This window comes from Pseudomonas sp. UBA6562 (assembly GCF_002434265.1).
Classification (GTDB): domain Bacteria; phylum Pseudomonadota; class Gammaproteobacteria; order Pseudomonadales; family Pseudomonadaceae; genus Aquipseudomonas.
In genome coordinates this window covers 675,592-688,233 of the sequence record NZ_DJJS01000006.1, presented here as the reverse complement: position 1 = coordinate 688,233, position 12,642 = coordinate 675,592, and the positions used below count along the sequence as shown (strand labels likewise).

The following is a 12,642-nucleotide window of genomic DNA, read 5'->3' as shown; positions in this document are numbered from 1 at the left end:
ACCTCTGCCAGCGGGGCGCGAGAGCGACGCCTCGCTGGCCTTTTTTACAGCGCAGTACCTGGTGGCCAGGGACGCGTGCGGCAGTCGATCAACGAATACTGTGCGCCGACGTTCCTGCCACCCTCGATAAGCGCGCCATGCGTATGGGCGCCAAAGAGGGCTTTATGAGCAAGACCAACGAATCCTTGATGCAACGTCGCGTCGCCGCCGTCCCACGCGGCGTCGGCCAGATCCACCCGATCTTCGTCGACAAGGCGAAGAACGCCACGGTCATCGACGTCGAAGGCCGCGAACTGATCGACTTCGCGGGCGGCATCGCGGTCCTCAACACCGGCCACCTGCACCCTAAAGTGGTCGCCGCCGTCCAGGAACAGCTGACCAAGGTCAGCCACACCTGCTTTCAGGTCCTGGCCTACGAGCCGTACGTGGAAGTGTGCGAGAAGATCAACGCCCTGGTGCCTGGCGACTTCGAGAAGAAGACCCTGCTGGTGTCCACCGGCTCCGAAGCGGTCGAGAACGCCATCAAGATCGCCCGTGCCGCCACCGGCCGTGCCGGCGTGATCGCCTTCACCGGCGCCTACCACGGCCGCACCATGATGACCCTGGGCCTGACCGGTAAGGTCGTGCCGTACTCGGCCGGCATGGGCCTGATGCCAGGCGGCGTGTTCCGCGCGCTGTTCCCCAACGAACTGCACGGCGTGAGCGTCGACGAGGCCATCGCTTCGGTCGAGCGCATCTTCAAGAACGATGCCGAGCCCAAGGACATCGCCGCGATCATCCTCGAGCCGGTACAAGGCGAAGGCGGCTTCCTGCCTGCGCCCGTCGAGCTGATGAAGCGTCTGCGCGCGCTGTGCGACCAGCACGGCATCCTGCTGATCGCCGACGAAGTGCAGACCGGCGCTGGCCGTACCGGCACCTTCTTCGCCATGGAGCAGATGGGCGTCGCGCCTGACCTGACCACCTTCGCCAAGTCCATCGCCGGTGGCTTCCCGCTGGCCGGTGTCTGCGGCAAGGCCGAGTACATGGACGCCATCGCCCCGGGCGGCCTGGGCGGCACCTATGCCGGTTCGCCGATCGCCTGCGCCGCGGCCCTGGCCGTGATCGAAGTGTTCGAAGAAGAGAAGCTGCTCGAACGCAGCCGTACCGTTGGCGAGCACCTGACCGCCGGCCTGCGCGCCATTCAAGCCAAGCACCCGATCATCGGCGACGTCCGTGGTCTGGGCTCGATGATCGCCGTGGAAGTGTTCGAGAAGGGCACCCACACGCCGAACGCCGCTGCCGTGGCGCAAGTGGTCGCCAAGGCGCGCGACAAGGGTCTGATCCTGCTGTCGTGCGGCACCTATGGCAACGTCCTGCGTATTCTGGTCCCGCTGACCGCCGAAGACGCGCTGCTGGACAAAGGCCTGGCAATCATCGAAGAGTGCTTCGCTGAACTCGCCTGATCCGCGCCTCGCTCCATGAAAAAACCCGCTTCGGCGGGTTTTTTCATGCCTGACGGCCGGTGGCGCGCTAAGGTTGTGCCCAGGAAGGGCGCGGCCGGCAACGCCGCGTCGGATCGATCAAGGAGCGATGCATGCCTGCCGTAGAACCTCTGCCGCCTTCGGTGCTGATCGTGGAAAGCGATCCGTGGGTGCGTGACCTGCTCACCGACACACTGCTCAGCGTGCGCTGCGACGCCAGCTTGCAGGTGTGCGAGAACGGCGTGCAGGCCCTGGCCGCGCTGGCCAGCGAACCCGACCTGATCATCGCCGCGCGGGAGTTGGCCGGCGTGGACGGCTTGGACTTGCTGCGCAAGGTACGCCGCCGCCGCAGCGCTGCGCGCCTGCCGTTCATCCTGCTCAGTGCCCGGGTCGACAGCGCCAGCGTGCGTGAGGCCTTGCCCTTGCAGCCCACCGCTTACTTGAGCAAACCCCTCGACCTCGACTCGCTGCGCCGACGCCTCGAGGCTTTGCTGCTGGCGGCCGGCGAGTCGGTGGCATGCCCGGTGCCGGCGCTGTCGCCGGATGCCAGCCTGCACGGCTTTCTCGAACAGCGCCGGGCCAACGCCGACGGCGGCCCCTTATTGGTCGACGTACACACGGCGGTCAAACGCGCCTTGCAGCCTGCGGGTCTGGACTTGAGCGTGCTGGAGGCGGAGCTGCAAGACGATCCGCAAGCCACCGGCGTGCTGATCGCCGCCGCCAACAGCGCCGCCTTGCACGGTGGCGCGCCCGTGCAGCAGTTGCGCCAAGCCCTGCACCGGCTCGGCAGCGTGCAGAGCATGAACCTCATGCTTGGTCTTACGCTCAAGCGCAGTGCCTACCTGAGCGACCCGCTGCTGGCACAGTTCGCCAACCACTACTGGTACCTGGCGTTGCACACCGCCGAGCAGGGCCGCGGGCTGGCCGCCTTGCTGCGCCTGGACGAAAGCCGCTGCTATTGCGCGGGGCTGTTGCACAGCCTTGGGGAGCTCGCGGTACTGCGCTGTTTGCAGGAGTGGCGCCTGGCCGGGGGCGAGTTGAGCAGCGTGCAGGTCGGCCAGGCGCTGGCGCAGTTCGCCGCACCGTTCGGTTCGGCGTTGCGCACGCGCTGGCGCTTGCCGCTGCCGTTGCGCGAGCTGATCGCTGCGGTCTATCGATTGGGTGGGGGTGTGTATTCGCGCGACATGCTGGTCATGCACCTGGCCGGGCAACTGGCGCGCTTGCCGGCGGGCGACGGCCTGCACGCACTGGCCGAGGGCAAGACGGCGCGCCTGTTGCGGGTGAGCCTTCAACAGTTGCAGGGGCTGCCTGGTGCCGGCGCAGCACCGCCGCTGCCTGAAGTGTCGTCACCGTCCGCACCGCCCCAGACACCCGACGCTCAGGGATAAAGGCGCAGGCCTTTTAACCCTGCACGATCTGGTTCTTGCCCTGGCGCTTGGCCTGGTACATCGCCTCGTCGGCGCGGGCGAACAGGCTGTCGAGCAATTCGTCGTTCTGCGTCCGGTCGGTCAGCCCCTGGCTGACGGTGACCCGATACACCTGCTGGCCATGGCTGAAGCTCAAGCGCTGGATTTCCCGTTGCAAGCGCTGGGCGATCTGCTGCGCCGCCTCGGCCGTACAGCCCGGAAACACCGCGGCGAACTCCTCGCCGCCGATGCGTCCGAACAGGTCGCCGCGGCGCAAGGCGTTCTTGCCGCTGTCGGCGATGCGCTGCAACACCTGGTCGCCCTCCTGGTGGCCGTAGCTGTCGTTGATCTGTTTGAAGTCGTCGATGTCCAGCAGCAGGAACGACAGCGGTGTGTCGTCGGCACAGGCATCTTCGAACGCTTGGTGGGCGCACTCGAAGAAGTGCCGACGGTTGCTGCTCTGGGTCAGCACGTCGATGGTGGCCAGGCGCTGCAACTCGCTTTCGAGCTGTTTCTTTTCCGTGATGTCCTCGGCGATGCCGACGATGATCACCCGCTGGTCGCCCTCGCGGGTCTGCTTGAGGAAGCACTTGTCGCTCAGCCAGCGCACTTCGCCTGCCGCGTTGATGATGCGGTACTCGCGGTCTTCGACAGCACCGCTGACCAGTACGTCGGCCAGGCTCTGTTCGGCATAGGCCAGGTCGTCGGGATAGACCGCGTCGCGCCACTCGCAGTAGTCGGCCATCACCAGAGCGGCCGAGCGTCCGAAGATGCGCTCGTAGGCGGGGCTGACGTAAAGCACCTGGCGGGTTTCCCAGTCGAAGGCCCACAGCGCGGCATTGACGCTTTCCAGCAGCGAGCTGAACAGCCGCTCGCGTTCGCTCAGGCGCGCGACTTCGGCTTGGGCATGGAGCAGGGCAAGAAGGGTTTCGGCAGTATCTGGCGCAGAGGTGTCTGACAAGGGCGGGTCGAAGTTCTTGGGCATCGGTACGGATCGTCGGATTGCGAAGAGCATGCGGCACGACCCGGCCCGCTACAGAGGCGATGTGCCATTTATGAGTGGGGTGGTCGGATTTAGTTCCAGAGTGCCGGAGCGTTCCGTCGGGTAAAAAGTGCGCCCGTGTGGCACGGGTGGGCAGCCCTGCGGGCATTGTGCCTTATACTGGCTTTTCACTCATCGGGGGCCGACCCACCCATCATGTCCGTTTCCACTCGCGACGCCTTGCGCATGGCTGCGCTCTACCTGGTGCTCTCGATTCTCTGGCTGGTACTGGCCGGGCAGGTGCTGGATCACCTGTTCGACGATCCCACGGCACAGGCTTGGAGCCACAACGTCAGCGTGGCGCTGTGGCTGCTGGCGAGCACCGCGCTGTTGTTCGTCAATCGCGCGCGTCTGCTCGGCTCCATCGGCCTGGGCGCGCGCTTGCGCCGCGAAGACCGGCAGCGCCTGCGCATGGCCGAGGCCGTCTTCGACAGCACCCTGGAAGGCGTGCTGGTGACCGACCGCGATGGCCTGATCGTGCACGTCAACCGGGCGTTCATGCGCATCACCGGTTACCAGGAAGACGAAGTGCTGGGCCAGCGGCCGAGCAAGTTCAAGTCCGGCCACCATGGGCCGGCGTTCTATCAAGGCATCTACGCGGCGCTGGCGGCTACCGGCGAGTGGAGCGGGGAGATCTGGAACCGCCGCAAACAGGGCGAAATCTACCCGCAGTGGCAGACCATCCGTGCCATCCGCGACGAGCAGGGGCAGGTCAGCCATTACGTGGCGGTGTTCAGCGACGTCAGCGCCATCAAGCACTCCGAGCAGGAGCTGGCCTACCTGGCCCACCACGATCCGCTCACCGGATTGCCCAACCGCCTGCTGTTCAACGATCGCGTCGAGCAGGCCCTGAGCGCCGCGCAAACGCACAAGCAAGGCTGCGCCCTGTTGCTGATGGACCTCGACCACTTCCAGAGCATCAACGACGGCCTGGGCCACACCCTGGGCGACCAGTTGCTCAAACGCGTGGGCGAACGTTTGAGCGCACTGCTCGGCACAGGCGTGACCCTGGCGCGGCTGGGCGGCGACGAGTTCGGTGTGCTGCTCGAGCGTTGCCAGCAGGTGGGCCAGGCGGCGGACCTGGCGCGGACCATCCTCGAGCACATGAAGGCCCCGTTCGATTGCGACGGGCACCGCTTGTCGATCAGCGTCAGCATCGGCATCGGCCTGTTTCCCAACGACGCGCGCAGCGCCGAGCAACTGCTGCGCAACGCCGACGCCGCGCTGTACAAGGCCAAAGGCAATGGCCGTGCGGGTTATGCGCTGTACACCGAGGAGCTGACCGCCCATGCCCAGCAGCGCGTGGAAACCGCAAGCGAGCTGCGCCGCGCCCTGGAGCAGGAGGAGCTGCGCGTGTACTTCCAGCCGGTGCACGACCTGGCCAGCGGCGCACGCGTTGGCGTAGAGGCGCTGGTACGTTGGCAGCACCCCGAGCGCGGGTTGGTGCCACCGGGCGAGTTCATCCCGATCGCCGAACGCACTGGGCTGATCGCCGAAATCGACCTGTGGGTGCTGCGCCAGGCCTGCCGGCAGATGGTGCGCTGGCAGGCCGAAGGCCAGGCCTTGCAGTTCGTGGCGGTGAACATCTCCAGCCGGCTGTTCAGCCAACGCGGTCTGTACCTGGACGTCGCCCAGGTGCTGGCCGAAACCGGCATGAGCCCGGCATTGCTGGAAGTGGAAGTCACCGAAAGCGCGGTGATGGACGACCCGGAAATCTCGCTCGAACAACTGCACCGCCTGCGCGAACTGGGCCTGCGCCTGGCCATCGACGATTTCGGCACCGGCTATTCCTCGCTGTTGCGCCTCAAGCGCCTGCCGGTGCAGAAGCTCAAGATCGACCAGGGCTTCGTCGCCGGGCTGCCGGAGGACGACGATGACATCGCCATCGTGCGCGTGATCATCGCCCTGGCACGCAGCATGAACATGCAGGTGCACGCCGAGGGCATCGAGCAGGCGCAGCAGGCCGAATTCCTGCTGGAGCAGGGGTGCGAGCTAGGGCAGGGGTACTGGTTCGGGCGGCCGGTGCCTGTGGCGGACCTGGACGGCCAGTGAAGGCGCCGCGTGCCGCAACGGCATGCGGCACAAGGCGCGATAGTCGAAACCGGACGTATGACGGCGCCGCCGCCTGAGCAACGGCGCCGCGCTCGGCAGGCTTGCGCCGTTGAGCCCTCAGCGCTGCTTCAAGCCCTCAGCGCTTGTTCAAGCGCTTCGCCAGGCGATTGCCACCCAGTTGAATCACCGCCACCAGCGCCACCAGCATGGCGATCACGGTCAGCATCACCTGGCTGTCGAAGCGCTGATAACCATAGCGATAGGCGATGTCGCCCAACCCACCGGCGCCGATCGCCCCGGCCATGGCCGACGAGTTGATCAGCGTCACCAGGGTGATGGTGAAGCCGCCGACGATGCCGGGCAGCGCCTCGGGCAACAGCACGTGCCAGGTGATGTGCCAGCGTCGGCAGCCCATGGCCTGGGCCGCTTCCACCAGGCCATGGTCGACCTCGCGCAGGCTCACTTCGGCGATGCGGGCGAAGAACGGCGTGGCGGCGATGGTCAGCGGCACCACGGCGGCCCACACACCGTAGGTGGTGCCCACCAACAGGCGGGTGAAGGGGATCAGCGCCACCATCAGGATCAGGAACGGGATCGAGCGGAACAGGTTGACGAAGGCGCCCAGCACCCGGTTCACCAGCGGCGCCTCGTAAATGCCGCCCTTGTCGCTGGTGACCAGCAGCACCGCCATCGGCACGCCCACCAACAGCGCGACCAACGACGATACGCCGACCATCAGCAAAGTGTCGAGCAAGCCTTCGAGCAAACGATCAAAGCCCATGGCCGAGTACCTCCACGCGCTCGGCCCAGCGGCCGGCGCGTTCGCGCAGTCGTTCGGTGTCGTAGGGTGCGTCCTGCACCGCCAGGATCAGTTGCCCCAGCACGTGTTCGCCGATGGTCTCCACGCCGCCTTGTAGCAGGCGCACACGCCCGCCCAGGTCGGCGAACAACTCGCTCAGCGCCGGTTCGCCCAGTACGCTGAGCTTGAGCACCACGGCGCCCTGACCGTCGCCGGGGCCAGCGCGCAGCTTGGCCAGCAGCGCTTCGGGCAGGCACGTCTGCAACGGCGCCAGCAAGGTGCGCGTCACCTCATGGCGTGGGTTGCCGAACACCTGCCATACCTCGCCTTGCTCGACCACTTGGCCGCGTTCGAGCACCACCACCCGGTGGCAGATGTCGCGAATCACCGCCATCTCATGGGTGATCAGCACCACGGTCAGGCCCAGGCGGCGGTTGATGTCGCGCAGCAGCGCCAGGATCGAGGCGGTGGTTTCCGGGTCCAGCGCCGAAGTGGCCTCGTCGCACAGCAGGATCTGCGGGTCGTGCACCAAGGCCCGGGCGATGCCCACGCGCTGCTTTTGTCCGCCCGACAACTGTGCGGGATAGACGTGGTGCTTGTCTTGCAGGCCGACCAGTTCCAGCAGCCCGCGCACCTTGCGCTGGCGCTCGGCCTTGGCCACGCCGGCCACCTTCAAGGGCAGCTCGACGTTCTGCCATACGGTCTTGGCCGACATCAGGTTGAAGTGCTGGAAGATCATGCCGATGCGCCGGCGCAGCGCCACGAGCTGGTCTTCGTCGAAGGGGGCGATGTCCACGTGATCGATCAGCACCTGGCCCTGGCTGGGCAACTCCAGACGGTTGATGGTACGCAGCAGCGAAGACTTGCCGGCACCGCTGCGGCCGATGATGCCGAAGATCTCGCCGCGGCGGATGTTCAAGTCGATGCCCTGCAATGCCGGCTGCGCTTGGCCGGGGTAGGTCTTGCCCAGGCCGACGAAGCGCACGTGCGCCTGGTCGGCCTCGGGGTGCGCAGCCTCGGTTCGAGCCTGAGGGCGAACCTGGGCGTGGTCGGTGGACGCTGCCGGCAAGGGGAAGGGCGCCTTGAGCGCGCTGGCCTGGCCCATGTCAGCCTTCCCAGCCGGCCTGGTATAGGCTGCCATGGGCCTTGTCCAGGGCCGCGCGTACGGCAGGCGAGTGCTGATAGATGTCGACGAACTTGGCCAGGCGTGGGTCGTCCTTGGTTTGCGGACGGATCACGAACTGGATCACGTATTCCTTGTTTTCCAGGCCGTCGAACAGCAGCGCCGAGGTGGCGTCGAAGCTGTTGGCCAGGCGGATGTAGGCCGGGTAGCCCTGCACCAGGTCGGCGTCGTCATAGGCCCGCACCAGTTGCACGGCCTCGACCTGGAGGATCTTCAGGTTCTTCGGGTTGGCGGTGATGTCCTCTTCGGTGGCCTTGTAGCCCACGCCCGGCTTGAGCGTGATCAGGCCGGCCTTGGCCAGCAGTTGCAAGCCGCGGCCGCTGTTGATCGGGTCGTTGGCGATGGCCACGCTGGCGCCTTCGGGCAGTTCGGCGAAGGATGTGTATTTCTTCGAATACAGGCCGACGTTGTTGATGATCCCCGACGCGTAGGGCACCAGGTCGAAGCCGGCCGCGGCCTTGGCGTTTTCCAGGAAGGGGATGTGCTGGAAGTAGTTCACGTCGATGTCGCCGGCATTGAGGCTGACGTTGGGCGCGATCCAGTCGCTGAACTCGATCAGCTTCACTTCCAGGCCTTGCTTGTGCGCTTCCTCGACGGCCGCCTCCAGCGGGATGGCGAAGGCCGACGTGGTGCCGACCTTCAGAGGCTCGGCGGCTAGGGCGTTGGCGCCAAGGCTCAGGGTCAGGGCGAGGGCCGCGACGGGCCGGAACAGTTTCTCAAGCATGGTGCGGGGCTCCAGTCGGGGCAGAGGTATGGCGATAGGCCGTGCCGGGATGGTCGGCGGGCAGGTGCGGGTGATCGCTGTGGAACAGTTTCTCGCGCAGGGTGCCTTCGGCGTAGGCGGTCTTGTAGCGGCCGCGCCGTTGCAATTGCGGCACCACCAGGTCGATGAAGTCTTCGAAGCTTTCCGGGGTCACGGTGCGGGTCAGGTTGAAGCCGTCCAGACCGGTGTCGTCGATCCAGCCGATCAGTTGTTCGGCCACTTGGGCAGGGTCGCCGACCAGGGTCAGGTAGCGCCCGCCCAGGGCGTGCTGCTCCAGCAGGCGCCGGCGCGTCCAGGCGTCTTCCTGCAACTGGCGGGTGGCCGACTGGATGGCATTGCCGTTGCCGGCGGTGATGGGTTCGTCCAGGGCGTAGGTGGCGAAGTCGATGCCGGTGGAGGCGGCGAAGTGCGCGACGCCTGCCTCGGGGCTGGCATAGCGCAGGTATTCGGCGTGCTTGGCCTCGGCTTGGGCTTGGGTGGGCGCGACGATCACCGTGATGCCGAGGAATAGCTTCACGGCGTGCGGGTCGCGGCCGGCGGCCTGGGCGGCAGCGCGGACCTTGTCGACCTGGGCGCGGGTGGCGGCCTTGTCGCGGCCGCCGATGAACACGCACTCGGCATGGTTGCCGGCGAAAGCCAGGCCGCGCGCGGACGTACCGGCCTGGAACAGCACCGGCGTGCGTTGCGGCGAAGGCTCGCACAGGTGGTAGCCCTCGACCTTGTAGAACTCGCCCTGGTGGCGCACCTTGCGCACCCTGGACGGCTCGGCGTACACCCGCCGCGCGCGGTCGTTGACCACCGCGTCGTCGGCCCAGCTGCCTTCGAGCAGCTTGTACAGCACTTGCAGGTATTCGTCGGCCTGGTCGTAGCGGCGGTCGTGCTCGGGCTGGCGCTCCAGGCCCATGGCCTGGGCGGCGCTGTCGAGGTAGCCGGTGACGATGTTCCAGCCGACCCGGCCGCCGCTCAGGTGGTCGAGGGTGGAGAGGCGCCGGGCGAACAGGTAGGGCGCTTCGTAGGTGAGGTTGGCGGTGAGGCCGAAGCCCAGGTGCCGGGTGACGGCGGCCATGGCCGACACCAGCAGCAGCGGGTCGTTGACCGGCAGCTGGATCGACTCCTTGAGCGGCACGTCCACGGAGTGGCCGTAGACGTCGTAGGTGCCGACGATGTCGGCGATGAACAGCCCGTCGAACAGCCCGCGCTCCAGCAGCTTGGCCAGGTCGGTCCAGTAGGCGAGGGTCTTGTACTGGGTCGACGTGTCGCGCGGGTGCGTCCACAGACCATGGTTGATGTGCCCGATGCAGTTCATGTTGAAGGCGTTGAGCAACAGCTGCTTGGCCATCAGATCGTCCCCCGGCGTGTTGGGTGTTCGTCGTTGAGGTAGTAATTGCCGATGGCGTGGTACTTCCAGCGCACCGGGTCGTGCAGGGTGTGCACGCGGGCGTTGCGCCAGTGGCGGTCGAGGTTGTGCTCGGCCAGGGTGGCCTGGCTGCCGGCCAGTTCGAACAACGTGGTGCCGGCGGCCAGGGCGATCTCGGTACTGATCGCGCGGGCCTCGGCCACGGCAATCGAGGCGGCGGCCACGGTCTCGGCGGTGGTGTCGGCCTGGGCGCGGTCGAGGTGTTCGCCAGCCCGTTCCAACAGGGCTTCGGCCGCATGCAGACGTATCGCCAAGTGGCCGACGCTCTTCAAGGTCAGTGGGTCTTCGCTGGCCTTGCTCAAGCCGGAATCGATCCAGGGCCGGCTGCGGGTGCGCACGAACTGCAAGGTGTCTTGGTAAGCGGCGCGGGCAATGCCGGTGTCGATGGCGGCATGGAGAATCTGCGCCAGTGGGCCGACCGGCGTGGGGCGCTCGAAAGCCGTGTCGAACGGCACCACTTCGTCGGCGTCGACGTACACATGGTCGAACTGCACCGAGCCACTGCCGGTGGTGCGCTGACCGAAACCGCTCCAGTCGTCGATCACCTGCACGCCCTGGCTGTCGGCAGGGACGAAGGCCAAATGCTGGCGGCCCTCGTCGTCGACCACCGAGGTGGGGATGCGCTGCGCATAGAGCGCACCGGTGGCGTAGAACTTGCAACCGTCGATGCGATACCCGGCGCCGTCGCGGCTCAGGCGCGTGGTGCGGTCATGGGCGGTCTTGGTGCCCAGTTCGGCCAGCGCGTTGCCGAAACGCTGTCCGGCCAAGGCTTCGGCGTACAGGCGTTTTTGCTGTTCAGGGCTGCCGTTCACGCGCAGCACTTCCAAGGCATAGAAATGGTTCTGCGGAATCTGCCCGAGCGAAGCGTCGGCCTGGGCGATGCGTGCGATGACCTGGGCCAGGGTGACATTGGATACGCCGGCGCCGCCAAAGGCCTTGGGCACGCTGATGGCCCACAGGCCCGAGCGGCTGAACAGCGCCAGTTCGGCGTGGGGCAGGCGACGCTCACGGTCGCGGTCGCTGCTGCCCGCTTGCAGTTGCTGGGCGACGTCTTCGGCGACGGCCAGGGCTTGGGCGTCGCTGGTGATGAGGGGTGTAGTCATGGGGGCTCCGGGGTCGGGGCGGCGTTCGCGCTTCGTCGATGGACCGAAGCGTCGGCCGCGCCACCTACAAGGGCATGGGAGAGCCGCCAGGCAGTGGCGGCCCTGCAATCAGATCCAGGAGTGCCGAGCCGGCAACGTCCCATTGAGGTGGTAGGCGCCGACCGCGTGGTACTTCCAGCGCACCGGGTCGTGCAGGGTGTGCACCCGGGCGTTGCGCCAGTGCCGGTCGAGGTTGAACTCGGCCAGGGTCGCGCGGCTGCCGGCCAGTTCGAACAGTTTCTCGCTGGCTTGCAGGGCCACTTCGGTGGTCAGCACCTTGGCCTCGGCCACGGCGATCGACGCCCGTGCCGCCGAGGCGGCATCGATGGGCGCCGCATGGACCTCGTCGAGCACTCGCGCGGCCTTGCCGAGCAGAGCCAGGGCCGCATGCAGTTCCAGCTTCAGGCGGCCGATGTCGGCGATCACATAGAGGTCGTCGCTGGCGCGCTCCACCTTGGCCTCGATGAAGGGACGGGACTTTTCCCGTACGAAGGCGATGGCATCGTCGATGGCCGCTTCGGCGATGCCAGCGTCGATGGCGGCCTGGATCAGTTGCGAGGCGGCACCCTGGGTGTTGGGCTGGTCGCGTTGGCGCCAGTTGTCGACGACCAATGCCGCTTCGACCGGCACGTCATCCAGCAGCACGGTGCCGCTGGCGGTGGTGCGCTGACCGAACCCCGACCAATCGTCGACGATGCGCAAGCCTGGGCTGCCACGACGCACGAAAGCCAGGCGTTGCAAGCCTTGGTCGTCCAGCGCCTTGACGGCGACCCAGTGGGCGAACAAGGCGCCGGTGGAGTAGAACTTCTCACCGCTCAGGCGATAGCCGTCGTCGCTGCGCGTGATGCGCGCCTTCAAGGTCAGGGTGTCTTTGCTGCCGCGCTCGGGGCCGGCGTTGCCGATGCGCGCGCCTTCCAACACGCTGCGGAAGATGACGGCCTGCTGGTCCTCGGTGGCGGTCAGACGCAGCAGTTGCAGGATGCCGAACTGGTTTTGCGGAATCTGTCCCAGGGCGGGGTCCGCCGCACTAATGATGCGGAACACTTCGGCGATGGTAGCGAAGGAAACCTCCGGGCCGCCATATTGCTTGGGCACGCTGATGCTGCCTAAGCCACTGCGAGTGAACAGTTCGATCTCATCCCAAGGCAGGGCGCGTTCACGGTCACGCTGTGCAGCCTGTCGCCGAGCCACCTGCGCCAGCTCATGGGCAGCTTGCAGGGCCTCGTCGTCATTGCGCAATATTTTGGCAGGCAGTAGAGCGGGGGCAACGTCATGTTCCACGTGGAACACTGGATTGAATTGGCTGGACATTAGTGCTGCTCCTTGGCTGCACGCAATGCCCTGGCGATATGCACTGGGGTAATCGAGACCCTGACCA

Annotated in this window: 10 protein-coding genes; 3 read left to right on the top strand and 7 right to left on the bottom strand. The window is 66.7% G+C overall.

Translation table 11 applies throughout. The annotated features are described in order from the left end of the window. Positions 1-164: 164 nt before the first annotated feature. Together gabT and B4M43_RS10550 are read left to right on the top strand one after the other, a co-directional pair. Positions 165-1,442: a 4-aminobutyrate--2-oxoglutarate transaminase gene (gabT, locus tag B4M43_RS10555; protein WP_296266768.1), complete on the top strand. Its 1,278-nt coding sequence runs from the start codon at positions 165-167 to the stop codon at positions 1,440-1,442. A gap of 131 nt (positions 1,443-1,573) precedes the next feature. Continuing rightward, a complete protein-coding gene (locus tag B4M43_RS10550) occupies positions 1,574-2,848 on the top strand; it encodes an HDOD domain-containing protein (protein WP_296266767.1) in 1,275 nt (424 codons plus the stop codon). A gap of 13 nt (positions 2,849-2,861) precedes the next feature. Here the strand turns inward: B4M43_RS10550 and B4M43_RS10545 are convergent, their stop codons facing one another. Further along, positions 2,862-3,851, bottom strand: a complete 990-nt coding sequence (locus tag B4M43_RS10545) for a sensor domain-containing diguanylate cyclase (protein ID WP_296266766.1) — start codon at positions 3,849-3,851, stop codon at positions 2,862-2,864. A gap of 213 nt (positions 3,852-4,064) precedes the next feature. Between B4M43_RS10545 and dibA the strand changes: the two genes are divergently transcribed. Then, complete coding sequence (gene dibA, locus B4M43_RS10540; RefSeq protein ID WP_296266764.1) at positions 4,065-5,960, top strand: phosphodiesterase DibA; 1,896 nt, start codon at positions 4,065-4,067, stop codon at positions 5,958-5,960. A gap of 136 nt (positions 5,961-6,096) precedes the next feature. Here dibA and B4M43_RS10535 read toward each other — a convergent pair whose 3' ends face one another. From B4M43_RS10535 to B4M43_RS10510, 6 genes are all read right to left on the bottom strand, one after another. Then, a complete protein-coding gene (locus B4M43_RS10535; protein WP_296266761.1) occupies positions 6,097-6,741 on the bottom strand; it encodes a methionine ABC transporter permease in 645 nt (214 codons plus the stop codon). Further along, positions 6,731-7,864: a methionine ABC transporter ATP-binding protein gene (locus tag B4M43_RS10530; RefSeq protein WP_296266760.1), complete on the bottom strand. Its 1,134-nt coding sequence runs from the start codon at positions 7,862-7,864 to the stop codon at positions 6,731-6,733. Before B4M43_RS10530 ends, B4M43_RS10535 begins: the two co-directional genes overlap by 11 nt. A gap of 1 nt (position 7,865) precedes the next feature. Then, positions 7,866-8,666, bottom strand: coding sequence for a MetQ/NlpA family ABC transporter substrate-binding protein (locus B4M43_RS10525; protein WP_296266758.1), 801 nt, complete (start codon positions 8,664-8,666; stop codon positions 7,866-7,868). Continuing rightward, positions 8,659-10,044, bottom strand: coding sequence for an LLM class flavin-dependent oxidoreductase (locus B4M43_RS10520; protein WP_296266756.1), 1,386 nt, complete (start codon positions 10,042-10,044; stop codon positions 8,659-8,661). The genes B4M43_RS10525 and B4M43_RS10520 overlap by 8 nt, the downstream gene beginning before the upstream one ends. Then, positions 10,044-11,225: an SfnB family sulfur acquisition oxidoreductase gene (locus tag B4M43_RS10515; protein WP_296266753.1), complete on the bottom strand. Its 1,182-nt coding sequence runs from the start codon at positions 11,223-11,225 to the stop codon at positions 10,044-10,046. The genes B4M43_RS10520 and B4M43_RS10515 overlap by 1 nt, the downstream gene beginning before the upstream one ends. A gap of 108 nt (positions 11,226-11,333) precedes the next feature. Continuing rightward, the gene (locus tag B4M43_RS10510; protein ID WP_296266751.1) at positions 11,334-12,575 is read right to left on the bottom strand and encodes an SfnB family sulfur acquisition oxidoreductase; all 1,242 of its coding nucleotides are present in this window, start codon (positions 12,573-12,575) and stop codon (positions 11,334-11,336) included. Between the last annotated feature and the right edge of the window lie 67 nt (positions 12,576-12,642).

What these genes read in the sequence shown, in the direction of transcription:
- dibA (WP_296266764.1), top strand. Translation starts at nt 4,065, where the DNA reads ATGTCCGTTTCCACTCGCGACGCCTTGCGCATGGCTGCGCTCTACCTG.
- B4M43_RS10525 (WP_296266758.1), bottom strand. Translation starts at nt 8,666, where the DNA reads ATGCTTGAGAAACTGTTCCGGCCCGTCGCGGCCCTCGCCCTGACCCTG.
- B4M43_RS10535 (WP_296266761.1), bottom strand. Translation starts at nt 6,741, where the DNA reads ATGGGCTTTGATCGTTTGCTCGAAGGCTTGCTCGACACTTTGCTGATG.
- B4M43_RS10545 (WP_296266766.1), bottom strand. Translation starts at nt 3,851, where the DNA reads ATGCCCAAGAACTTCGACCCGCCCTTGTCAGACACCTCTGCGCCAGAT.
- B4M43_RS10515 (WP_296266753.1), bottom strand. Translation starts at nt 11,225, where the DNA reads ATGACTACACCCCTCATCACCAGCGACGCCCAAGCCCTGGCCGTCGCC.
- B4M43_RS10530 (WP_296266760.1), bottom strand. Translation starts at nt 7,864, where the DNA reads ATGGGCCAGGCCAGCGCGCTCAAGGCGCCCTTCCCCTTGCCGGCAGCG.
- B4M43_RS10520 (WP_296266756.1), bottom strand. Translation starts at nt 10,044, where the DNA reads ATGGCCAAGCAGCTGTTGCTCAACGCCTTCAACATGAACTGCATCGGG.
- B4M43_RS10550 (WP_296266767.1), top strand. Translation starts at nt 1,574, where the DNA reads ATGCCTGCCGTAGAACCTCTGCCGCCTTCGGTGCTGATCGTGGAAAGC.
- B4M43_RS10510 (WP_296266751.1), bottom strand. Translation starts at nt 12,575, where the DNA reads ATGTCCAGCCAATTCAATCCAGTGTTCCACGTGGAACATGACGTTGCC.
- gabT (WP_296266768.1), top strand. Translation starts at nt 165, where the DNA reads ATGAGCAAGACCAACGAATCCTTGATGCAACGTCGCGTCGCCGCCGTC.